The organism is Caballeronia sp. HLA56 (assembly GCF_054655155.1).
Map to the genome: position 1 here is coordinate 773,266 of NZ_BAAHOB010000001.1, position 23,082 is coordinate 796,347.

21 protein-coding genes are annotated in these 23,082 nt (G+C 62.0%); 4 read left to right on the plus strand and 17 right to left on the minus strand.

Going from position 1 to position 23,082, the window contains the following annotated elements:
* Nucleotides 1–4: 4 nt before the first annotated feature.
* From ACYQ47_RS03620 to norR, 10 genes are all read right to left on the minus strand, one after another.
* Nucleotides 5–715: an extensin-like domain-containing protein gene (locus ACYQ47_RS03620; protein WP_459904486.1), complete on the minus strand. Its 711-nt coding sequence runs from the start codon at nucleotides 713–715 to the stop codon at nucleotides 5–7.
* Nucleotides 716–753: 38 nt separating this feature from the next.
* Nucleotides 754–1,809, minus strand: a complete 1,056-nt coding sequence (locus ACYQ47_RS03625) for an NAD(P)/FAD-dependent oxidoreductase (RefSeq protein ID WP_459904487.1) — start codon at nucleotides 1,807–1,809, stop codon at nucleotides 754–756.
* 96 nt (nucleotides 1,810–1,905) lie between these two features.
* The gene (locus tag ACYQ47_RS03630) at nucleotides 1,906–2,940 is read right to left on the minus strand and encodes a fimbrial protein (protein WP_459904489.1); all 1,035 of its coding nucleotides are present in this window, start codon (nucleotides 2,938–2,940) and stop codon (nucleotides 1,906–1,908) included.
* A 55-nt stretch (nucleotides 2,941–2,995) separates the two neighbouring features.
* Complete coding sequence (locus tag ACYQ47_RS03635) at nucleotides 2,996–3,805, minus strand: c-type cytochrome (RefSeq protein WP_244829599.1); 810 nt, start codon at nucleotides 3,803–3,805, stop codon at nucleotides 2,996–2,998.
* A complete protein-coding gene (locus tag ACYQ47_RS03640; protein ID WP_459904490.1) occupies nucleotides 3,802–5,427 on the minus strand; it encodes a b(o/a)3-type cytochrome-c oxidase subunit 1 in 1,626 nt (541 codons plus the stop codon). The genes ACYQ47_RS03635 and ACYQ47_RS03640 overlap by 4 nt, the downstream gene beginning before the upstream one ends.
* Nucleotides 5,417–5,983, minus strand: coding sequence for a cupredoxin domain-containing protein (locus ACYQ47_RS03645; protein ID WP_244829597.1), 567 nt, complete (start codon nucleotides 5,981–5,983; stop codon nucleotides 5,417–5,419). Before ACYQ47_RS03645 ends, ACYQ47_RS03640 begins: the two co-directional genes overlap by 11 nt.
* Nucleotides 5,984–6,009: 26 nt before the next feature.
* Nucleotides 6,010–6,168: a hypothetical protein gene (locus tag ACYQ47_RS03650; RefSeq protein ID WP_250493447.1), complete on the minus strand. Its 159-nt coding sequence runs from the start codon at nucleotides 6,166–6,168 to the stop codon at nucleotides 6,010–6,012.
* A gap of 13 nt (nucleotides 6,169–6,181) precedes the next feature.
* Entirely contained in the window at nucleotides 6,182–7,450 is a 1,269-nt protein-coding gene (locus tag ACYQ47_RS03655) for a c-type cytochrome (protein WP_250526748.1), read from the minus strand.
* Between the two features lie 13 nt (nucleotides 7,451–7,463).
* Nucleotides 7,464–8,123: a c-type cytochrome gene (locus ACYQ47_RS03660; protein ID WP_250493649.1), complete on the minus strand. Its 660-nt coding sequence runs from the start codon at nucleotides 8,121–8,123 to the stop codon at nucleotides 7,464–7,466.
* Nucleotides 8,124–8,550: 427 nt separating this feature from the next.
* Complete coding sequence (norR, locus tag ACYQ47_RS03665; protein WP_244829594.1) at nucleotides 8,551–10,137, minus strand: nitric oxide reductase transcriptional regulator NorR; 1,587 nt, start codon at nucleotides 10,135–10,137, stop codon at nucleotides 8,551–8,553.
* 111 nt (nucleotides 10,138–10,248) lie between these two features.
* Here norR and hmpA point away from each other — a divergent pair, with 111 nt between their 5' ends.
* The 3 genes from hmpA (at nucleotide 10,249) to ACYQ47_RS03680 (ending at nucleotide 12,461) form a co-directional block, all read left to right on the plus strand.
* Nucleotides 10,249–11,436, plus strand: a complete 1,188-nt coding sequence (gene hmpA, locus ACYQ47_RS03670; RefSeq protein ID WP_459904491.1) for an NO-inducible flavohemoprotein — start codon at nucleotides 10,249–10,251, stop codon at nucleotides 11,434–11,436.
* Nucleotides 11,437–11,605: 169 nt separating this feature from the next.
* Nucleotides 11,606–12,043: a carboxymuconolactone decarboxylase family protein gene (locus ACYQ47_RS03675; protein WP_459904492.1), complete on the plus strand. Its 438-nt coding sequence runs from the start codon at nucleotides 11,606–11,608 to the stop codon at nucleotides 12,041–12,043.
* A 10-nt stretch (nucleotides 12,044–12,053) separates the two neighbouring features.
* Nucleotides 12,054–12,461, plus strand: a complete 408-nt coding sequence (locus tag ACYQ47_RS03680; protein ID WP_244829591.1) for a cupin domain-containing protein — start codon at nucleotides 12,054–12,056, stop codon at nucleotides 12,459–12,461.
* A 400-nt stretch (nucleotides 12,462–12,861) separates the two neighbouring features.
* Here ACYQ47_RS03680 and oxlT read toward each other — a convergent pair whose 3' ends face one another.
* The 7 genes from oxlT to ACYQ47_RS03715 all read right to left on the minus strand — a co-directional run bounded on the left by oxlT (nucleotide 12,862) and on the right by ACYQ47_RS03715 (nucleotide 21,590).
* A complete protein-coding gene (gene oxlT, locus ACYQ47_RS03685) occupies nucleotides 12,862–14,175 on the minus strand; it encodes an oxalate/formate MFS antiporter (protein ID WP_459904494.1) in 1,314 nt (437 codons plus the stop codon).
* Between the two features lie 323 nt (nucleotides 14,176–14,498).
* Nucleotides 14,499–15,926 carry an OprD family outer membrane porin gene (locus tag ACYQ47_RS03690; protein WP_459904496.1) on the minus strand — a complete coding sequence of 476 codons (1,428 nt, stop codon included), beginning with the start codon at nucleotides 15,924–15,926 and terminating at the stop codon, nucleotides 14,499–14,501.
* A 228-nt stretch (nucleotides 15,927–16,154) separates the two neighbouring features.
* Nucleotides 16,155–17,147, minus strand: a complete 993-nt coding sequence (oppF, locus tag ACYQ47_RS03695) for a murein tripeptide/oligopeptide ABC transporter ATP binding protein OppF (protein WP_459904498.1) — start codon at nucleotides 17,145–17,147, stop codon at nucleotides 16,155–16,157.
* Entirely contained in the window at nucleotides 17,140–18,138 is a 999-nt protein-coding gene (locus ACYQ47_RS03700) for an ABC transporter ATP-binding protein (protein WP_459904500.1), read from the minus strand. The genes oppF and ACYQ47_RS03700 overlap by 8 nt, the downstream gene beginning before the upstream one ends.
* 3 nt (nucleotides 18,139–18,141) lie before the next feature.
* Nucleotides 18,142–19,032, minus strand: coding sequence for an ABC transporter permease subunit (locus ACYQ47_RS03705; protein ID WP_309849053.1), 891 nt, complete (start codon nucleotides 19,030–19,032; stop codon nucleotides 18,142–18,144).
* A gap of 10 nt (nucleotides 19,033–19,042) precedes the next feature.
* Complete coding sequence (gene oppB / locus ACYQ47_RS03710; RefSeq protein WP_459904502.1) at nucleotides 19,043–19,963, minus strand: oligopeptide ABC transporter permease OppB; 921 nt, start codon at nucleotides 19,961–19,963, stop codon at nucleotides 19,043–19,045.
* 7 nt (nucleotides 19,964–19,970) lie between these two features.
* Nucleotides 19,971–21,590 carry a peptide ABC transporter substrate-binding protein gene (locus tag ACYQ47_RS03715; RefSeq protein WP_459904504.1) on the minus strand — a complete coding sequence of 540 codons (1,620 nt, stop codon included), beginning with the start codon at nucleotides 21,588–21,590 and terminating at the stop codon, nucleotides 19,971–19,973.
* A 402-nt stretch (nucleotides 21,591–21,992) separates the two neighbouring features.
* On the opposite strand from ACYQ47_RS03715, the gene ACYQ47_RS03720 reads away from it, so the two are divergent.
* Entirely contained in the window at nucleotides 21,993–22,895 is a 903-nt protein-coding gene (locus ACYQ47_RS03720; RefSeq protein ID WP_459904506.1) for a LysR substrate-binding domain-containing protein, read from the plus strand.
* The last annotated feature ends 187 nt before the right edge of the window (nucleotides 22,896–23,082 follow it).

Sequence of the window (23,082 nt, forward strand, 5' to 3'; positions counted from 1 at the left end):
CGCATCAGCGGCAGATGCGATACGGGCCCATGTCGACGTGAAAGTGTGTCTTGTGGAGCGCGTTGTAATCGGGGCCGAGGGTCGTGTCGAACGACTGGCATGCGCCTTCGTGGACGCGTCGCAGGAAGCTCGCTTCGGGCGATGCAGAATCGTCCCAGCGCGCGAGCGTGATGCGCTTGCCGTCGGCGAGCACGAAACCCGTGAGGTCGATGGCATTGGCGCTTGCATGCTGACTCAGCGCGCCGTCTTGCCGATGATTCACGTTGCGGCACGCGTAGCTGCCAACATGCTCGATGCGCGTCACGCGTTCGCCGAAGAGTTCGACGGCGGCGCTCTGCAGGTATCGATGCTCGAAGAACGCCATCGAGAGCGCGAGCGGACACGTGGCGAGATACGGCGAGCTGTAGCGAACTTCGGCGGATTGCGTCACGCGCACCACGTCCTTGAGTCCGCAGCCGCCGGGGGCCGATGAATCCGCCATCGGCCGATAGTCGAGCCCGGATTGTTCGAGCGCGGCCCGGCACATGTCGGCGTCGTGCAGCGTGCGCCAACGTCGGAACGTGGTGAAGAAGTCGGGTGGCGCGCGAACATCGAGCGGCGTGAAAGGATCGTATTGCGCGGGTACGCTAATGCGGCGCGCATAGACCGCATAGCCCAGGCCGAGCGCCGCGACGCACGCCACCAGCAGCAGCCACGCGACGAATCGACCGATCAAGACGCGCGCCCTGGTCGAAGCGGATCGACGCGCAACTGTCAGCTCCCTTCCGCCGCGTGCGTGCCGCCTGACTGCACGCGCTGTGCGAGCTTCGCGTCGTAACTCGAATGAATGTGCACGCGCTTCTTGTCGGGGTAAGCGTACGAGTAAGCCTTGCGCAATGCGAGCGATGCCTCGTGAAAGCCCGACAAGATGAGCTTCTGCTTGTTCGGATAGTTGGCGATATCTCCGACCGCGAAAATGCCCGGCCGCGACGACTCGTAATACGAGGTATCGACTTCGATGCGTCCGCCGCGCACATCCAGGTTCCATTGGGCGATAGGCCCGAGATCCGCCACGAGGCCATACAGCGCGACGAGCTTGTCGGCGGCGAGATCGGTGGTGCCGTCAACGTGCTTGATACGCACGCCGCGCAAGGTGTTGCCGGGCGCGTCGAGCGAATCGATCATGCCGACGACGAACGCCATCTCGCCCGCCTCCACGGCGCGCTTCATTGCCGCCACGGATGCCGCCGCCGCCGAAAATCCGTTACGCCGATGCACCAGCGTGAGCTTCTTCGCGACGCCGCGCAAAGCCAGCGCCCAGTCGAGCGCGGAATCGCCGCCGCCCGCGACGATGACCTCGCGGTCCGCGAAATCTGCCAGACGCGCGACGCTGTAGTGCACGCCGTTGTCTTCGAGCGCGTCCGCTTGCGGCACTTGCAGGCGCTGCGGCACGAACGCGCCATTGCCCGCGGCGATCAGAATGGCGGCGGCATCGAAACGCATGCCCTGCTCGGTCTCGACAGTCCAGCGATGATCCTCGCGTTGCGCCACCGATATCACGCGCTGATCGAGGTGGATCGGCACGTCGAACGGACGAATCTGTTCGAGCAGACGATCCACGAGTTCGCGCGCGGTGCACGACGGAACGGCGGGAATGTCGTAGATCGGCTTGTCGGGATAAAGTTCGATGCATTGCCCGCCGATGCGCCCGAGCGTGTCGACAATCTGGCACGAAAGGCCGAGCACGCCGGCTTCGAAGGCAGCGAAAAGCCCGACGGGGCCTGCGCCGACGATGAGGACGTCGGTGGTGTGGATGGCGTGATCGTTCATTGCAGGGTCCGGTTGTTCATGGTCCGATCGTTGCGTCGAATTACGATACAGAAAGGCATTACAGGCGACAACGAATACCCTTTCGCCAAGTATGGCCTACTGATAAGACATCGTGAACGTGGCCAGCGCCTTCACCGTCCCGGGAACGAGCGCTCCGGCCGTACGAACATACTGAACAGATAGCGGCACATCCATCGAGCCACCCGTCGAAGTGCCAATGAAGAACTGGTTGTTGTTCCCCCATGAAGAGGTATCGGAACCGTAGGACACCACCGTTCCACCGTAGAGAATCTGCACCCCGACGCCGGATGCAGTCGACCCGGTCTGAAGACTCAACACGTTGGATCGATTGGCGGTATTGGATGCGTCCGTCAGGGTGATGGCCACCTTGGCGCCCGGCGCGCAGTTGAGTTTAAGGTCGATGGAAGTTGCGCCTCTCGCGGCTCCGCTGGCGGCGTTGCCGAAAGAGATCATCGGCAGGGTCACTCCAATCGAGCTCGTGGTGACGCTGCATGCCGGGATGTTGAGCGACGCGCTCACGGTTAGATTGGCAGCATTGATCGAGCTTCCACCGCCCGAAAAGACGACCCACGGCGCGACGTTATAGGAAAGTGCGTTGACGCCGAAGTTGGAGATCGGACCCGTCACGACGAGATCGACCTGAACCTGCAGATAGCCCGTTCCGTAGTTGCAACCAGCACATGCGTTGTAGCTGTATGAATACGAAAGCGCCAAGAGCGTCGGCGACGTCGGTGTGGTGTAGTAGCTCGATGAAGCCCACATGTAGACGCGTATGCCGATTCCAGGAATGTTCGTCGGATAGACTCCGGACGCTCCCGCCCCCGACATATTCCACGTTGACGTGGTCGACACTCCGCCGCAATCGATGCCTTGATGACCGGCCAGACTGTCGTACGATGCCGTTTTCGTGGCAATCTTTGCGCCGACCGGAGAATTTACCGGCACGTCGACATTGCCAAACGCGACCAAAGCCGTTCCAAAGCTACTGTTATAAAACGAGCAAGCAGCGTTGGCTCGCGCGGAAACCAGGCCAAGAGAAAGCAACACCGCGATAGTCAGCGCCCATCGTGCAGTACGGCTCGTCGATCCGACTCTCAGTACTAGCCACACGTGTTCATCCCTCGAAGCGACGAACGCGCGAGCCTTGAAACACTGTCATTGCCGCTCAATGCGCGTCCAGCTCCCGCGCATAGTAAGCCGCCGCGGCTTCGATCTCGTCCGGCGTCATGTTGCGCGCCACGTTGCGCATGACTTCGTTGATATCGTTGGTGCGCGTGCCATTGGCAAAAGCGGTCAACTGCGCCTTCGTATAAGCGGCCGGCAAGCCGTCGAGCCACGGGCTGCCCGCCTTGCTGTCGATACCGCCGTGACACGTCGCGCAGGGCGCGATGTTGCGCATCGGCGCACCGTGGGAAACGATCGAAGGCGCGAGCGACGCGCTCACTTTGCGCTGCGCGGGCGGCCTCGGCAAGCTCGCGTAGTAAGCGGCAAGATCGCGCATGTCTTGATCGGAGAGATTCACGGCCATCGGGGACATCACCGCGTTATTGCGCGCGCCCTTCTGAAAATCGATCAACTGTTTGTAGATCACCGATGCATACTGGCCCGCGAGATTCGGCGAATTGGCCTCGCTCATGCCGCGCTCGCCGTGACACATCGTGCAGCGCAGAGCCAGCGTCGCGCCGCGTCCAACCGCGCTCGCGTTGACGTTCACGAGCAACTGCGGCGTGACTTCGACACCCGTGAGCGTGACGGTCGGCTCGACGGTCTTTCCGCCCTCGCCCGCGTACCAGCTGCGCGGCACGCCCGCCGCGCTGCAGATGGCGTTCCAGACGCCCGTGAACGGCTCGTCGCGATGCACCGAAGGCAGCCACACGAAGCCGATCAGCGCCGACACCACCGCGATGCCGATCATCCCCAGCACGCTCGTCGCGAACCAGCGGTTCCTGAAGGTGAAGAGGCGTTCGTCGCTCATCGCTGCGCTCCGATGGGAACCGCGGGCACGGCGGTATCCGGCCGCGAGAGAAGCTGCGCGATGGGATAACCGTAGTTGACGAGCGTGAGGCCGATCATCAGCACGAGCCACAGCGCGAAGCTGTTCAACGCCACCGGTATGCTGCGCGGCTCATGCAACGCGCGGCTGAAGCGGAATTCCTCGACCGTCACGCGCGGCGCGCGATGCGCCTGTATGAGCACGATGAAGAACAGCACCGCCGAGACCACGAGAATGAACCCGCCGATCACCGAGACGATCACGGACACGGCCTGCGCCGCGACAGCAGGGTCCGTATAGTCGTAGAAGGCCATGCGTCGCGGCATGCCGAGCACGCCGACGTAATGCCACGGGAACGTCAGCACGATCATGCCGACGAACCACAGCCACAACTGCCAGCGCATCAGCTTCAGGTTTTGCAGCGCGCGGCCGGTGAGATGCGGCCACAGATCGTAGGCGATCGCGAAGTACATGATGACGATGGCGCCCGCGAAGATCAGATGAAAATGCCCCGTCACCCATTGCGTGTTGTGCACGGTCGAGTCGAGCTGATAACTCATGTTGATGAGCCCGCCCGCGCCGCCGAAGCCGAGCATCACGAAGGAGAAGGCGACGGCGAGCATCATGGGATTGGACCAGGGCAGCGCCTTGATCCACCCGAGCGCGCCCTTGCCGCCGCGCAACCGCGCCGCGATCTCCACCGACGCGCAGATGGTGAACACGGTCAAGAGCGTCGGCACCGCGACCAGCGCCGTGAACACCGAATGCATGAACTTGAAGCCCGAGCCGACTTGCGGATCGGCGAACAGATGGTGAATGCCGATGGGCATCGACACCACGAGAAACAGAATGAAGGAGATGCGCGCCATCGCATCGCTGTAAAGACGCCCACCAATGGCGCGCGGAATGATCGTGTAATACGCGATATACGCGGGCATCAGCCAGAAATAGACGATAGCGTGCAGCGTCCACGAGAAGAACACGCGCGCAAGTCCCGCGTCGATGGTGTGCTTGAGGCCGAGCGCCACCGGCAGAATCATGAACAGCACTTCGATGGCCGCGCCCACCGCCGTCCAGCCCCACAAATAAGCGCCCGCGACGGTCGCGAACATGGCGAGCGGCACCGGCTTGCCGCGATTGTCGCGCTTCCACGCCGCGAGGTTCACCGACATCAGCGCGACCCAGATCCACGAGCCCACGACCACCAGCACCACGCCGATGTAATAGAACGCGTTGCCGATCATCGGCGGATAGAAGGTGTAGAGCACCGACGCAAGACCCATGGCGACAGGCGCCATCGCGGTGACGGAGCCTATGGCGACGAGCCAGAAGCCGAGCCACGCCCAACGCTTTCCGACGAGCGGGCGCTTCAGCGCCAGTTCGCTTACCGCATAACCGAAGCCCATGGCGATCAGGGTCGGAAACACGTAGCCCATGGCCGAGCCGTGCGCCGTCACCGAGCGGTAGTACAGCTCCGGATTCTGTAGCCACGGATGCAGCGGACTGCGCACCAGCATCTGCCACGCGCCGAGCAAAAGCGCGACACCGAAGGCGATGAACGCCAGCCAGAAATGCGCGAGGACGAGGCGCTTGCTATTTAACACAGGACACTCTCCGCGAATTGGCCGGCAATTGCGCGGCCATCTGCATGAACTCGGCGCGATCCACCACTTTCACATGCGCCCACATGTTCTGATGCCCGGTGCCGCAGTATTCGTGGCATGGCATCAGGTGCTCGCCAGGTTGGTTGAAGGTCGTCTTGAAGGTCGAGACGTAACCGGGTTCGAGCATCGAATTGATGTTGGTGTTCTCGATCAGAAAGCCGTGCACCACGTCCGAACTCGTCGCGCGGAACGTAACCGGCACGCCTGCGGGCACCACGAGACATTGCGGCGTGAACGAATACTGCTGCGCGACGATCCGCACCGTCACCGAGCCATCCGCCTCGGGCGCGCTGCCGAGATTGCTTTCGATGAATTCGCCCGATACATGCAGCGATTCTGGGCGCACGGTCTCGACGCGCGAAGGCGGCATCATTGCCCAGTGGATGCCGGTGTAGACCACCATCGCGACGAGCACGACGACGATCGCCATGACAAGCATTGCCCAGCGTTTTTCGACGCGCTCGGCGACTTCATGCGAACCGGGGGAAATGGCCATTTATCTGCCGCCTCGACGAATCACGATCACTGAATCACCCCGCGCGGCAAGAACACGGCGAAGTAAAAGACGAACCACAGTCCGATGACGATCGCGGTGGAAATACCCGCGAGCGCGAGCGCGCCGGCGGGGCCGCTCTTGACTATTTCATCAAGCCGCGCGTCTTCGTTCGGGTCTTCGTTCATGTGTCGTCGATCCTCAATAAAGCGGCGCGGAGCGCAGCTCGTTGACTTCCTTCACCGTCACCGGCGCGCCGCGATTGCCCCACGCGGTGCGGATATACGTGACGACCGCCGCGACCTCCACGTCGGACAGCGACTGCGCGAACGGCGGCATGCCGTATGGACGCGGATTCTTGAACGTGCCGGGTGGATAGCCGCCGTTCAGCACCATGCGGATAGGGTTCACGGCCGAGTTCATGACGATGGACTGATTGTTCGCGAGCGGCGGAAAATCGGGCGGCTTGCCCTGGCCCTGGGCCGCGTGACATTCGGCGCATTGGGCGTCATAAATCTTCTTGCCGAGCGGCGAGAGATTCGTGCGCTGTTCGACCACGGCCTGGGTCGGCGGCTCGGACTTGTCGCCGGAGCGCGCGGGCAACGCCTTGAGATAGACGGCCATCGCGCGCACGTCGTCTTCGGAAAGATATTGCAGGCTGTCGTAGACCACTTCGGCCATCGGTCCATACACCGCGCCGCGATGCGAGACGCCCGCGTGCAGCAAGTCCACGATTTCGTCGATACTCCAGTCGCCCAAGCCCGCTTCCTTGTTCGACGTAAGCGAGGGCGCGTACCAGTTCTGAATCGGGATCAGGCCGCCTTCGAATGCCTTCGACGCGACATTGCCGCCGAGCGCGTTGATCGCGGTATGGCACATCGAGCAATGCCCGAGTCCTTCGACGAGATACGCGCCGCGATTCCATTCCACCGATTGCTTCGGGTCCGGCCGATATTCGGCCTCCCTGAAAAAGAGCGAGCGCCAGCCGATCAGCAGTTCGCGCCGGTTGAACGGAAAGCGCAGTTCATGCGGCCGGTTCGGCTGATGCACGGGCGGCGTGGACATGAGAAACGCATAAATGGCGTCGGAGTCGGCGCGCGTGACCTTGGTGTAGGACGTGAACGGCATGGCCGGATAGAGCAGCGAGCCGTCCTTCGAGCGGCCGGTGTGCATCATTCGGTAGAACTCGTCGGCGGTCCAGTTGCCGAGTCCGGTCTCCTTGTCCGACGAAATGTTCGGCGTGAAGAGCGTGCCGAACGGCGTATCCATGGGACGGCCGCCGCCGAAGGTCTTGCCAGCGGGCAACGTATGGCACGCGATGCAATCGCCCGCGCGCGCGAGGTATTCGCCGCGCTGGACCGTGGCGGCATCGGCACTCTTCGTCTGTGCAGACGCGTTGCCCGCCGATACGGCGCAGGCCGCAAAGAACACCGCCAAGGCAAGCGTCCCAAGTTGTCGGAATCGAAGCACGTCGGTTCCTCGGTTAGTTGTGGACGCTGCCGCAAGCGAGCGGCATCTTGAGGCTTCCGGCCGCGACCGGCGACACATCGGGCGGCGCGGGCAACGACGCGAGGAACGCGGCGATGGCGGTGATATCGCGCTCGCTCAACTGCTGCGCGACGTGGCGCATGCAGTCGGGCGCGATGGTCGTGCGCGTGCCGTAGCGCCATGCCCCGAGTTGCGCGCTGATGTAGTCGGCGTGCAAGCCGAGCAAGCCGGGAATGGCGGGCTCCATGCCGGTCATCGCGCCGCCGTGGCAACTCACGCATGCGGGCACGTTGCGCGCGGGATCGCCCTTCGTGACGAGCGCCTTGCCGTAATCGAGCGTCTTCGTATCGGCCGTGACGGCGCTCGGCGGCGGGAATGGCGGACGCTCGCCCGCGAAGTAATCGGCGATCTGCCTGAGATACGCATCCGGTAGATACGCGAGCAGATAGTTCATCGGCGGATACTTGCGGCGCCCGTCCCGAAACGCGAGTAACTGGTTGTACAGATAGCCTGCGGGCTTGCCCGAAAGACGCGGGAAGTAGTCGTTGCCGGTGCCTTCGCCCTGCGCGCCGTGACAGGCGGCGCAGCCCATGACGCGGGCCTGCATGGTGTCCGGGGCGCGCTCGAGCGCCGGCTCCGCCGCGAATGCGCCCATGCTCGCGAATGCCAATAGCGTGGACAACAGGAGTGCGGTGCGCTTAGTCACGTATCCCACGTTTCCCACGTATCCCCCGTTTCGAGTTGCCGTGTTCGATCAGCCGGACGTGCACGTCAATGCGGTCGCCGGCGCTTGTTGTTCAGTGCAATGCAATGCTCGTACTGCTGATGATTGTCGGGTGGTTGGATCGACGGATCGTCGTTTTTGCACTTCTGATCTTAGAAGAGCCCAACCGTTTTTCCCAGCCTGCAGATTGTCTCAATCCGCGCGTTTGCTGCGTGCGGATCGAGTGATCGTTGTTTGCGCCAGATCAATGAACCGCATTATTTTGAGATGCGTAACCACGCCATGCCGTCTTGCCTAGCCTCACCAATAAACGCTTTGCGCGTCCGCGTGAAGATTTTCGAGAAAAATATTTGCGCGCTTACTTGAGCCCGAGGCGGCGCGCGAGACGATTGAGATTTGCCCGGTCGACGCCAAGCTCACGCGCCGTCGATGCCCAGTTCTGCCCGTTACGCGCGAGCGCATCGAGGACGATCGTGCGTTCGTAGGCGGTGACGGCTTCGCGGAAATCGACGCCGGCGGCAGGTGTCGGCGGCGCGCCCGGTGACGCGGTGCGCGTGGTGTCGGCGAGACCGAAGTCGGCGGCGGTAAGCGTCAGGATGCGCGGACGTTCGCGCACGCCCGCGAGCGCCTTCAATGCGCTGCGCGCGATCAGATGCTCAAGTTCGCGGACATTTCCCGGCCAGTCGTAAGCAAGCAGCGCGGCTTGCGCATCGGCGGAAAGGCGCAGGCTCAGAAGGCCGAGGCGCGCGCGGTTCTCCTCCAGAAAGAAGCCCGCGAGCAACAGGACGTCGCGTCCGCGCTCACGCAACGGCGGCACGACGAGCGGATAAACCGACAACCGATGATAAAAATCCGCGCGAAACCGTCCCGCCCGGACTTCCTCGACGAGATCGCGATTGGTCGCGGCGATGAGCCGCACATCGACCTTATGCTCGCTGTCCGACCCAATGCGCTGCAACTGCCCGTTCTGCAGCACGCGCAAGAGCTTGGCCTGCACGGCGAGCGGCAGTTCGCCGACTTCATCGAGAAAAAGCGTGCCGCCGTCGGCCAGTTCGAATTTGCCGCGCCGGTCCGACGACGCGCCCGAGAACGCACCGCGCACGTGCCCGAAGAGTTCGCTTTCGACGAGCGTATCCGGCAGCGCCGCGCAATTGAGGCTCACGAGCGGCTTGTCGGCCCGCGACGAGAGCGCATGAATCTCGCTCGCGACGAGTTCCTTGCCGACGCCCGTTTCACCGGTAATGAGCACGGTCAGCTCGCTTGTAGCGACGATCGCGATGTCTTCCAGCAAGCGCTTGTGCGGCTCGCTATTGCCGATCATCTCGCGGCGACGCGTCCCGTTCGCCTGCCGATACGACTCCGCGCGCTGCCGTTCGGCTTCGCCGGTGCGCGCGAGCGTATCGATGCGTTCGGCCACACTCACGGTCGCCGCCGCGAGACTGAGAAACGCCTGAAGCGAAGCCATGTCGATGTCGTCGAAGCGCGCTGGATCGAGTGCGTCGAGTGTGAGCAAACCCCAAGGCCGTTCGTCGATGAAAAGCGTGCAGCCGAGGCAATCGTGTACTTCGAGATGACCGTCCACGCCCTTGACGAGGCCGTCGTAAGGATCGGGCAGATCGGAGTTGGCGGCGAAGCGCGTCGGTTCGCTGCGCGCGAGGATGCGGGCAAAACGCGGATGATCGCCGACGCGGAAGCGCCTGCCGAGCGTATCGCCAGATAACCCGTCGATCGCGAGCGGCACGAGCATGTCGCCATCGAGTCGCAGGAGCGCGGCGGCGTCGCCCGGAAAAAGCGCGCGCAGCGTACGCAAAAGGCGACGGTAGCGCTCGGTGTCCGGCATCTCGTGCGACAGGTCTTCGATCAGCGGAACGAGCGCGTCGAGCAACACACGCGAAGTCATTGCGACTACTTCAGCAGTCTTTCTGACTAGAGTCGAATCGACCATATACGAAGGTAAGCAATTGATTTAACAACCATTCTACTCTGGCACGGAACCTGTATTGCAAATTGCGAGACGAAGCGCTCCCTGCTTCGCCCTCGAACGAGGACTCCGACCATGCTGTCACCCGAACACCGCGCCATCGTCAAAGCCACCGTGCCGCTTCTGGAAAGCGGCGGCGAGGCGCTCACCACGCACTTCTACAAAATGCTCATCGACGAGAATCCCGAAGTGCGTCCGATGTTCAACCAGGCGCATCAGGCGAGCGGCGCGCAGCAGCGTGCCCTTGCCAACGGCGTCTTGATGTACGCGCGGCACATCGACCAACTGGAACAGCTCGGCGGACTCGTCGGGCAGATCATCAATAAGCACGTCGCGCTCGATATCCGCCCGGAACATTATCCGATCGTGGGACGCTGCCTGCTCAGGTCGATCCGTGAAGTGCTCGGCGAGGAAATCGCCACCGATGCCGTGATCGAGGCATGGTCCGCCGCGTATCGGCAACTCGCGGATCTTTTGATCGACTTGGAAGAAGGCATGTACAGCGAACGCGAGAAGGCGCCGGGGGGCTGGCGCGGCACGCGGCGATTCGTGGTTACGCGCAAGGTCGCGGAGAGCGAGGAGATCGTGTCGTTCTATCTCGTGCCCGAAGATGGCGGCGCCCTGCTCGACTTTCATCCGGGTCAATACATCGGGCTGCGCGTTTATATCGATGGCGAAGAAATGCGCCGCAACTACTCGCTGTCCGCCGCGCCGAATGGTCGCGAGTACCGCATCAGCGTAAAGCGCAAAGCGAACGGCCGCGTGTCCGGTTTTCTGCATGCGAACGTACGTGAAAACGATGTCATCGAGCTTTATCCGCCCGCTGGCGACTTCAGGCTCGAACATAACGAGAAGCCGCTCGTGCTGATCAGCGGTGGCGTCGGGATCACGCCGACGCTTGCCATGCTGCATGCCGCGCTCGTCGCCAATCCGAATCGACCGGTGCACTTCATTCATTCGGCGCGCCACGGCGGCGTGCATGCGTTTCGCGAGGTGGTGGATGAGCTGGCGGCGCAGCATCCGCAACTGAAGCGTTTCTACTGCTATGAACAGCAGCGCGATGGCGACCAGGAAGCGCACGGCACGGGTTTCGTTGATGAAACCCTGCTCGCGCGATGGCTGCCCGTGACTCGCGACGTCGATGCCTATTTTCTCGGGCCGAAGCCTTTCATGAAGGCGGTGAAAAAGCATCTGAAGACGCTCGGCGTGCCGGATGCGCAGAGCCGCTACGAGTTTTTCGGACCGGCTTCCGCGCTGGAATGAACGCTGTCATCGAGCTCGCGACTGATCGTCTCGGGCTCTTTTTTACCCGGCACTGGTTACCTGAACTTACCAAAAATCGGCCATTTCATAAAACCAATCCAGCGACTAATCTACATCTGTCGCGTCACTCAGGACGCTCTTTCAAACCCCAAGCGAAGAGGAAATCATCATGGAATCACGTCTCGACTTCTACAAAGCCAGCCCCGCCGCGATCAAGGCGCTCGTTGGTGTCGAAGAGCGCATCGCCAAATGCGGACTCGAGAAATCGCTGACCGAGCTGGTCCGCCTGCGCGCATCGCAGATCAACGGCTGCGCGTTTTGCGTCGACATGCACACCACCGACGCGCGCAAGGGCGGCGAAACGGATCGCCGGCTGGCGACGGTCGTCGTCTGGCGCGAAACGCCGTTCTTCACCGACCGCGAACGTGCCGCGCTGGAATGGACCGAGGCGCTCACGCTCGTGTCCGAGGAGCACGTACCCGATGCCGTCTGGACCGCCGTGAAGCCGCATTTCAGCGACGAGGAAATCGTCGACCTGACGCTGCTCATCGCCGCGATCAATAGCTGGAACCGCTTTTCGATCGCGTTCCGCAAGATGCCCGCGTGAGGTGAGAGCCATGAACCTTCGCAAGATCATGATGTTGACGGCGGCGCTGGCGTTGAGCGCGTCCAGAGTGTTCGCGCACGATGCAGCCGCGGAAGTCGTCACGCCCGTGATGAAGCAGGCGATTCCCGAGATCGCGGGCAAGAACGTGCTGATGGCGACTGTCTCGTATAAGCCGGGGCAGGCATCCGAGGCGCATATGCACCCCGGCTCGATCTTCGCGTATGTGCTGGAAGGTCATGTCACGTCACAACTCGAAGGGTCCTCCGCGAAGACCTACGGGCCGGGCGAATCGTGGTACGAGCCGCCCGGCGCGCATCACCTCGTATCGAAGAATGCGAGCGCGACCAAGCCGGCGAAGCTGCTGGTCTTTGCGGTGGCAGGCGACGGCGATCCGGTCAAGCTGCCGATTCCGCATTGAGCGATGCCCTGGCGGTTAAGCGTGATTCATTCGGCATTCACGCTTTGTGACAAACGTGCCTAGCCATTGAGCGACAATCGCGGCGCCACGTTTATTCCGTTTCGACATCATGAAGCAGGTTCGTACTTTTCTTGCCGCCGCCGCGGTTTTCGCAGTCTTATCCGCGCTTGGCGGATGCGGCATTCTGGGATGCGCCGGCTTCGCCACCAATGGCATTGGCTTCGGCATGTGCAACATGGGCATGCGGTTCTAGCGTCGGCGCAGGTGCGCCGACTTGGCGCTTCATTCGCTTCTTCGAGAGGCGCCCGAAGCCGTCGCCGCCATGCTGATGCACCATGCGATAAAGCGCCAACGAGACGAGACGGGCGACGCCTAACGCCACCCGCCCGCGCCTTGCGCTCTACTCCTTCACCGGTGAATACGCCATCTCCAACCCCGCCGCGCGCGCATGCTTCTGCGAATGGGCATTGCGCATCGGCTTGAGTACGAAGAGCGCGAGCAGCGCGGATATTGCCGCCATGCCCGCCGCCAGCATGAAGACCGCGTGCCAGCTTCCCGTCATCGATGTGATCACGCTCGAGAACGGCACCAGCAACGCAGCCGTTCCCTTCGCCGTGTACAGCAATCCGGCATTGGTGGCCGCGAACTTCGGGCCGAAGGTATCGCCACATGTCGCGGGAAAGAGGCTGTAGATTTCCCCCCACGCGAAGAACACGATACCCGTCAGCACCACGAACGCCACCGGACTCTGCCCGTATCGCGATAACGCGACGATGCCCACCGCTTCGATCGCAAAGGCGATGAACATGGTGTTCTCGCGTCCGATACGGTCCGATACCCAACCGAAAAACGGTCGAGTCAAGCCATTGAGCACGCGGTCGATGGTCAGCGCAAAAGTCAGCGCCGGCAACGTCAGGCCAAGCAGCGACACGGGCGAATCGTGCAACCCGAAATCCTTCGCGATTGGCCCGAGTTGCGCGGTCGCCATCAATCCGCCGGCGGCCATCATCACGAACATGATGTACATCACCCAGAAGATCGGCGAACTCAACACCTGCTTCGGGCTCGCGTTGTAGACGGCGCGCTTCAACTTGCTCTTGACCGCGGCGAGCATCTGCGCGGGCGGCGCGTAAAGCGCCATGCCGAGCAGGAACACCACGAGTCCCTGACCGAGTCCGAACCATAGGAACGTGGCTTCGTATCCGCTTGACTTGATCATGTGCGCAATCGGCACGACAGTCGCGGCCGACCCCATGCCGAAGCCCGCCGCCGTGATGCCCGCCGCGAGGCCGCGTCGCTCGGGGAACCACTTGAGCGCGTTACCGACGCATGTTCCATACACCGCGCCCGCGCCGATGCCGCCCACCGCCGCCGCGAAGTACAAGAGCGGCAGTGACGACGCCACCGAGTTGATCGCCCAGGCAATCGCGCACAGCAAGCCGCCGCACACGACGACAGGACGCGGACCGTATTTGTCGACGAGATACCCCTCCACGGGCACGAGCCACGTCTCGGTAACCACGAAGATAGTGAACGCGACCTGAATCGATGCACGGCCCCAGTGATACTTCTCGTCGATCGGATTGACGAAGAGCGTCCACCCGTACTGCATGTTGGCGATCATCGCCATGCAAATCACGCCGAACACCAACTGCACCCACGGCGACGCCAGGCGCGACGTCTCCGTCTCGCGATCCATCCGGTCGGTTCCCATGCATGTCTCCTTGCCTTGTGTAATCGGACGCCGAGCGGCGCCTCCTGCGATGACGCTTCGACCGCCATCGCATATACACAGTATTTGATATATCAAGTAAGTCAAGCGAAAGAAACGGCGGGGTTTTCACTTAGAACGATGCATACCGTAAGCGCATGAAAGCTAACCGCCGCGCGTTGAACGGACGAAAAAAAGCCCGGCAGTCACGAGGCTGCCGGGCGATGGGCGTGGGCGAGACATGGCAATCCGCAACACGCACTCTCTTTATATATGAAAGCTATACGTAATGTAAAGAGGAGATTTTGTAGGATTCTCGCTTCGCGTCAGAACACGTTCACCGGGACGTTGACCATGAGTCGATACACGTCGCTCGTTCCGTCCGAATAGTATTGGCTGCCGTGATGGTGCATGTAGTAAAACTTGACCGACGTGTTTTTGAACTTGCCGTCCGGCACCGTATAGCTCGGTATCACGCCAATTTCATAGTGCGTGCCATGCACCGGCTGCCCGTCCTTCCAGTAGAGCCCGTGCTGGCTGCTATCCGGATTGGCATATTGGTTGGCCATGGCTGTCGCATCCGCGTCCCAGCCATATGCGCCCCACAGCGTGAACTTCAGGCCGGGCACGCCGTACTCCTTCATGTTGAGCGAATACGACAGACTCACGGACTTTTCGTGCGGCGCGTTGTAGTCGACATCCAGCGAATTCGAGAGATAGTCGCCCGCGGATTGGCCCACGTAGTCGAAGAACTGATCGCTTGCAATCTGCTGAAATGCGAATTGAAGCGTATGCGCGCCGTGCGTGCCGGCAAGCGCCAGGCTGTACGCGTTGTTGTTGATCGAGCCTTGGCGCTTGTCGCCGATCGCGCCCGTGTAGTAGTAGTTCAGCGCGCCGGTCCAGCGCATGGTTTTCGGGTCGCCGATACTTTGCGTCGCCGAGAGGTAGTACTGCTGCCACACGTTGTTCGCGACGCTGCCGTAGAGCGTGACGGCGGTATCGTCGCCATGGGTCCAGTCGCCGCCGAAATACGTGAACTGCGACATGTGCGTGCCGCCGTACTCGGTGGTCAGGCCCGTAACGCTCGCCATGCCGCGCGCGATCACGCCATCCACGGTACCGGCCTTCAAGGTCAGGTTCTTGATCTCGTCGCTGGCAAGCGAGAAGCCGCGATATGTCGGCGGCAGCGCGCGATTGTCGTGCGGCACGAGGAACGGGTTATCGAAGAGTTGCTGGCCGTACTTGAACACGGTGTTCGAAACACGCGCCTTCACGTCCCACACGCCGGGATACGCCCACGCGAGTTGCGTGCGCCCCGCTTCGCCCGGCGCGCCAATTCGCACGCGGTTGCCCGCGCCGCTGCCGCCGTTGAGCTTGAGCGCGCCGAACATCGTCAGATCGAAACCAAGACCGACGAGACCGCGCGTGTAACCCGATTCGAATACCGCTTGCTCGCCGAGCACCCACGCGTCCTTCTTCTCCGCGCCCTTCGCTTCGAAATGCTCGGTGTAAGAGCGCGTGAGCAAGTTCAGATGCGAGTCTTCGATCAGCCCGTTCGATTTCGCCTGATTGCTCACGGGCGCATCCGCCTCGGTATTGGGCGGCGATGAAGGCGGCGCCTCGGTGTGCCGCGACGGCGGGTCGGTATCGTCGGTCTGTGCCGGGGCTTGTTGCCCGTAGGACGCGACCGAAGCGGCCATGAAGCCGCTGAAAAGCAAAATGGAAAGCGCGAGGGAACGTTTTTGTTTTTTCATGAAAAGTATCTCCAACTACTGACTCAACCTGTTGATTGCTCCATCGAAATCCATGAAGGATTCCGAAACGAACGGATGCGAAAAGCCACGTCCGGCGATACAAACGGTCGGGACGAACGTGGCAAACGGCTAGGGCGAACAGAAGACGCGCCATGCTGCGCGCGAGCGAAATTGATAGTGCTTTATGGCGAGTTTCCGGGTTCCTCTATTCGACGTGTTTAGATGTAATCAAGCAAAGAAGCAGGCGGCGGAGGATTCCTCCGCCAACGCGCGCAACGTGGGCGTCTCCAGCGAACAACGCGACTCGGCCATGGGACAGCGCGTATGAAACACGCAGCCCGATGGCGGGTCGATCGGGCTCGGAATATCGCCGGAAAGAATCTGCACGACCTTGGCGCGCTCGACCGACGGGTCCGGCACCGGCACGGCCGAAAGCAGCGCGCGCGTGTACGGATGGCGCGGCGTTTCATAGAGCGCGTGTTTGTCGGCAAGCTCCATCACGCGGCCGAGGTACATCACCATCACGCGGTCGGAGATATGGCGCACCACGGCGAGATCGTGCGCGATGAAGATCAGCGAGAGCTTCATCTCCTTCTGAAGCGACTTCAGCAAATTGACGATTTGCGCCTGGATGGAGACATCGAGCGCGGACACCGGCTCGTCGCAGATCACGAGTTTCGGCTCGACGATCAACGCGCGCGCAATGCCGATGCGCTGACACTGCCCGCCCGAAAACTCGTGCGGATAGCGGTTGATCATCTGCTCGCGCAGACCCACCTTCGCCATCAACGCGCGCACCTTAACGTCGATCTCGTGCCGGTTCATGCCCGGCCGATGTTCGAGCAAAGGCTCCGCGATGATCTGCCCGACCGTCATGCGCGGATCGAGCGATGCCAGTGGGTCCTGAAAGATCATCTGCACGTCGCCGCGTACGCGATGCCATTCGCGCGTCGATGCTTCGCGCAACGGCGCGCCCATCCACACGATATCGCCGGCGGTCGCTGGGATGAGGTTGAGAATGGCGCGCGAGAGCGTGGACTTGCCGCAGCCCGATTCGCCGACCACGCCGAGCGTTTCGCCCGCCTTCAGATCGAAGCTCACGCCGTCGACGGCCTTGAGCGTGCGCGAAGGCGCCCACGGCAAGCGCATCTTCGACTTCATCTGAAAATGCACGCGGACATCGCGCACGGAAAGTATCGTCGGGGCCGATGCATCAGACATGGCTCGCCTCCTGATAGCGGGTGATCATGTCTTCGGCGGGACGATGGCAGGCGCGCAGCCAGTGCACGCCATCGACCGGCCGCAACGCGGGCACGTGCTGCACGCAGTCTTCGGCGGCATGCGCGCATCGTTCGTGAAACGGGCAGCCCGCGGGCGGATGCGCCATGTTCGGCGGGTTGCCCGGAATGCCGGTCAGTTCGCCGCCGCTCTTGTCGAGACGCGGCAACGCGCGCAAGAGCCCGATGGTGTACGGATGCGACGGCTTTGCGAACAGGCTGCTCGCATCGCACTGCTCCATCACGCGGCCGCCGTACATCACCATGACTTTTTCGCAGAGACCGGCCACCACGCCGAGGTCGTGCGTGATCAACACGATCGACGTGCCGAAGTCGCGCTGCAGATCGCGCAGCAATTGCAGCACTTGCGCCTGCACGGTGACGTCGAGCGCGGTGGTCGGTTCATCGGCGAAAAGCACTTCGGGCTCGCAGAGCAGCGCCATGGCGATCATCACGCGCTGACGCATGCCGCCCGACAACTCATGCGGATATTGTCCGATACGATGCGCCGCTTCCGGGATGCGTACCGCTTCGAGCATGCCGATGGCGCGCTTTTTCGCCGCGCGGCGCGTCATGTTCTTGTGCAGTTCGAGCACTTCGGTCATCTGCCGTTCGATGCTCAGGTACGGATTGAGCGAACTCATCGGGTCCTGAAAGATCATCGAGAGACGGTTGCCGCGAATGCGGTTCAGCGCCTTGCCCGACAGCCCGAGCAAATTTTCCCCGCGATACAGCGCCTGCCCGCTCGCGCGTCCGTTCGATGCAAGCAGCCCAAGCATGGCGAGCACGCTCTGGCTCTTGCCCGAACCCGATTCGCCGACGATACCGAGCGTTTCCCCCGCTTCCAGCGTGAAGTTCACGCCGTTGACCGCGCGCACGGTGGCGTCGTTGGTCTTGAACTCGACCTGAAGATCGCTGACATGAAGTAGCGGCATGACTCACCTGTCCTTCGGATCGAGTGCGTCGCGCAAACCGTCGCCGACGAAGTTGATGCAATAAAGCGTGATCGAAAGCAGCGCCGCCGGACACAGCAAGATCCACGGCGAGGTTTCCATCACGCCTACGCCGTCCTGAATCAGCACGCCCCAGCTCGTCATCGGTTCCTGCACGCCGAGCCCGAGAAACGACAGCACGGATTCGGTGAGAATGACGCCGGGCACCGTGACGGTGGTATAGATCGCGACGATGCCGAGCAGATTCGGCACCACATGCCGCACGATGATGCGCGAGGTCGGCACGCCGATGGCGCGCGCCGCTTCCACGTATTCCTTCGAGCGAATGGCGAGCGTCTGGCCGCGTACCACGCGCGCCATGTCCATCCACGAGAACACGGTGATGGTGAGCACGACGAGATAGAACTCGCGGCCGAGCAGCGTGACCATGAGAATGGCGATCAGCAGGTACGGAATGGCGTACATCATGTCGACGAAACGCATCATCGCGTTATCGATCTTCCCGCCGATGAATCCCGCCAGCGCGCCCCACACGATGCCGAGCGTGACCGATGTCAACGTGGCGAGCGCGCCGATCACGAGCGACACGCGTCCGCCGATGAGACAGCGCACGAGCAGATCGCGCCCGGTTTCATCGGTGCCGAAGAGGTGCCAGTTTTCGAACGTGGGCGCGGCGCTCATGGCGTTCCAATCGGCGGAATCGAACTGATTCGGCAAGAGCCACGGTCCGACTATGCAGATAAGCGTGATCACCGCGAGCAACGCGAGACTGACCACTGCCGCCTTGTTGCGCACGAAGCGCGCGCGGGCGTCCTGCCAGGGGCTTCGGCCCGCGACGGCCTGTTCCATGAGCGGCGCTAAAGATACGGATTTCATTGGGCGCCCTTTAGTAACGGATCTTCGGATCGAGCCACGCATAGGCGAGGTCGACCAAAAGGTTGAGCAGCACGGCCACCACCGTGACGAGCACGACGAGTCCCAGCACCAGTGTGTAATCGCGGTTGGCCGCGCCATTCACGATCAGCTTGCCGATGCCCGGCAACGAGAACACGGACTCCGTCACGACCGCCGCCGTGATCGAGGAAATCGCGAGCGGACCGAGCACCGAGACGACTGGAATGAGCGTGGGCTTCATCGCATGGCGAAGCACGATGGTGCGCATGGGCAAGCCCTTCGCGCGCGCGGTGCGGATGTACTGCGTGTTCATCACTTCGATGAGACTCGCACGCGTCACGCGGCCCACGGTGGCGACGTTGATCATCACGAGCAGCGCGATGGGCAGCACCATGTAGCGCATCTGAAAGTCGTTCCAGCCGCCCGCGGGAAGCCATTTCAGCGCAATGGCGAACACGAGGATCAGTACCGGCCCGATCACGAACGAGGGAAACGCGTTGCCCGCGTTGCTCACGAACATGAGCGCGTAATCGATCATGCTGTTGCGCCGAAGCGCCGCCGCCACGTCGAAGGCGACGCCGATAATGATGGCGAGCAGCATCGACACGCCGCCGATGGAGAGCGACACCGGCAAGGCGCGCAGCACGAGTTCGTTCACGCTCCAGTCGGCATAGCGGAACGAGGCGCCCAGGTCGCCGTGCAACAAGCTGTCGAGATACAGCAGGTACTGCTTCCACAACGGCTCGCCGAGGTGATACTTCGCCTGCAGATTCGCGAGCACTTCGGCGGAAACCTTGCGCTCGCCGTCGAACGGACCACCGGGCGTGGCGTGCAGCAGCAAATAGCACACCGTGATCGCGATGAGAAGCGTAGGCAGCGTGAGCAGCACGCGCCGCAATGTATAAGACCACATAGGTATCTCAGTGCTTGACGATGTAGAGGTCCTTGCTGCCGTAGTGATCCATCGGATTCTTGAGCGAATAGCCGCCTACGTAGCTCTTCACCAGTCGCGGCAGGCCGTATTGCAGGAGCGGCAGGAACGGATAATCCTCCATCACGAGTTTCGCCGCCTGCGTCTGCAACTGCGTGCGCTTCGCCTGATCGGTCGTCTCGCTGGCTTGCTGCGCGAGGGCGTCGGCCTTCGGATTGCAATTGAAGTTGTCGTTCTGCTCGGACTTGCACTGCACGAGCGTGAGGAACGTGGTGGCGTCGTTGTAGTCGGCGACCCAGCCATTGCGCGCGATCTGATAGTCGCCCTCGTGACGCTTCTTGACCAGAACCTTGAATTCCATCGATTCGATCTGCGTGTCGAGGCCGAGCTTGGTCTTCCATTCCGACGCCGCGAAAATCGCCATTTTCTTGTTGTAGTCGCTCGTGTTCATGGCGAAACGCAGCTTCGTGCCGGGTTTCACGCCGGCTTGTTCGAGCAGCTTCTTCGCTTCCTCGACGCGCTTGGACATCGGCCAGGCAGACCAGTCATATGCCGATACATCCGCGCCCTGCACGCCCTTGGGCATCAGCCCGTACATGGGCGTCTGGCCGTCGGCGGTCACGCGCTGCGCGAGCAGATCGCGGTCGATCACCATTGACAAGGCCTTGCGCACGCGCACGTCCTTCAGGAGCGGATCGCGATTGTTGAAGCTGTAATAGCGCGTGCCGAGGATCAGCGAATTGCGAATGTCGTTCGGAAACTGCTGGCGATACTTGGCAAACGTGCCAGTCGGAATCTGATAAGTCATGTCGTTATCGCCCGACTGGAAGAGCTTCACGTCCGTGTTTTCGTCCTCGACGGGCAGATAGGTCACTTGCGTCAGCTGCACATGTTCCTTGTCCCAGTAACTCGCGTTCTTCGTCAGCACGAGCTTGCTGTTGACCTGCCAGTCCTTCAACTGAAACGCGCCGTTGCTCACGAGCTTGCCCGGCTTGGTCCAGTCTTTCCCATATTTCTCGACGCCCGCGCGATACACCGGCGCAAAGTTCTGATTCGACATCAGTTCCGGGAGGAACGGCACGAGGCCGGCGGTCTTGACTTCGATCGTATAGGCGTCGATGGCGCGCACGCCGAGCGCGCTAGCCGGCTTCTTGCCCGCGACGATCTCGGCGCCATTCAGGAGAAACGGCCCGAACACGCTCGCATAAGAAGATGCCGTCTTCGGGTCGATGAAACGCTGCCAGCCGTACACGAAATCGTTTGCGCTGACAGCCTCGCCATTGGACCAACGGGCGTTCTTGCGCAGATGGAAGAGCCAGGTTGTTGCGTCCTTCTGCTCCCACTTTTCCGCCACGCCCGGCACCACGGTGCCGTCCGCGTTGGCGGCGGTGAGGCTCTCGAACAGGTCGCGCGTGACGTTCGCCGCCACGACCGTTTCGACCAGCGCGGGGTCGAGCGTTTCGACTTCGGAGCCGTTATTGCGCACCAGTTCCTGCTTGGCGGCAAGCGTAACGCCCGACGGCACGATGGCAGCGTGCGCCGACATCGTGAAGGCCAGCGCCGCGAGCATCGCGAGAGTGTATTTGGGCGTAAGTGAGGTCGTGCGCATTGCGTTTTCCTTCTTGTCTCGTTGTCTTGGTTATCGTTGCTGTTGCGCCGGTCGTTTAGTTTGGCTGCACTAAACAATTGGCTCTACGAATCATCATGGCTAGATTCGTAGAGCCCGAAGCACTGCCCCCGCGCGCCGCGGCCAGCCTTTGGCTTACGCCGGGCCTTTCATCGCGCTTCTAGGTTGGCGGCGAGTATTTCGTATCAATAAGACGGATGCCACTCACATGTGGTTATAGTGACTAAATTTTTCGAATACTCGTGCGAATTGTTGGCAAAACACACACGGTCGGCATGCGTCAAAGCGCAGCGAAAAGGCAGTAAAGCATTGTTTCCTATAAGATCTGCGTCCTCGCAGTACCGAAACTGCACTACCAGAGCCGCTTGACAAAGCCGTCCCAAAATGATTCGTTTTCGCCAGATCGAGGCATTCCGTAGCCTCATCATGACGGGCACCAGCGTCGGCGCCGCCCGCAAACTCCATGTGACGCAACCGGCCATCAGCCGCCTGATTGCCGATCTCGAAGCCGATCTCGGCTTCAGCCTCTTCAGCCGTATCGGCGGCCGTCTGAATCCGACCAACGCGGGCTTGCGCTTCTATAAGTCCGTCGAGGAAAACTTCCTCGGCCTGGAGCGCCTGAAACAAGTCGCGCAGATGATCCGCGACGAAGCCTCGGACGGCCTGACCGTCGCCTGCATGCCGGTGTTGGCCACCACGTTGTTGCCGCCCGTGCTTGCCGACTTCACGGAGCGTCATCCGGGCGTGCCGATCAAGGTGGATTCGGTGAAGGTGCCCGAGGTGCTCGTCAGCCTGCAAAATCACACCGCCGATGTTGCCTTGAGTCAGGCATTGCCCGCGGTGGCAGGCATTGAAGTCGAGACCTTGCTGAAAGCGCGTGCGCTTTGCGCCATGCCCGCGTCGCACAGGCTCGCTGCGAAGAAGATCATCCGTCCGGACGACTTGCGCGGCGAGAAGCTGATCGGCTGGCTGCCCAATGCGCGGCAGCCTTACGAGGCGGAGCAATCGCTTATTTCGGCGACCGAAGAAAGGCCGCGCTACACCGTGCTCACCGACACTGCCCACACGCGCTACGCGATGGTCGCGGGCGGTCTGGGCGTGTCGATCGTCGAGCCGTTCGCGGCCAAGGTCTGGCGCTCGCACGGCGTGGTCGTGCGGCCGTTCGAAACCGATATCGAATATGAATACGCGCTGTCGTATCCGGGCAGCGGCATTCGTTCGGATCTCGTCGCGTCGTTCAGGGAATCGGTGCGGCGCGTGGTCGAGACGTATTCGTTCGATGCGTAGCGGCTTCGTTCGAGCGTGGCGCGCGGTTCACCCGCGTTTCGATGCGTAGTGAATTCTTCGCGGCGCTCGCGCTGACAAGCGCGCTTCGTAGCTGGCGAATTCATCGTGGCGCGTCGTTCCGACGGACGCGTGCTCCACGCGAGCCGACTCGTCGCGCATATCGTAAGCGCGTCGGATGGGCGTTAAA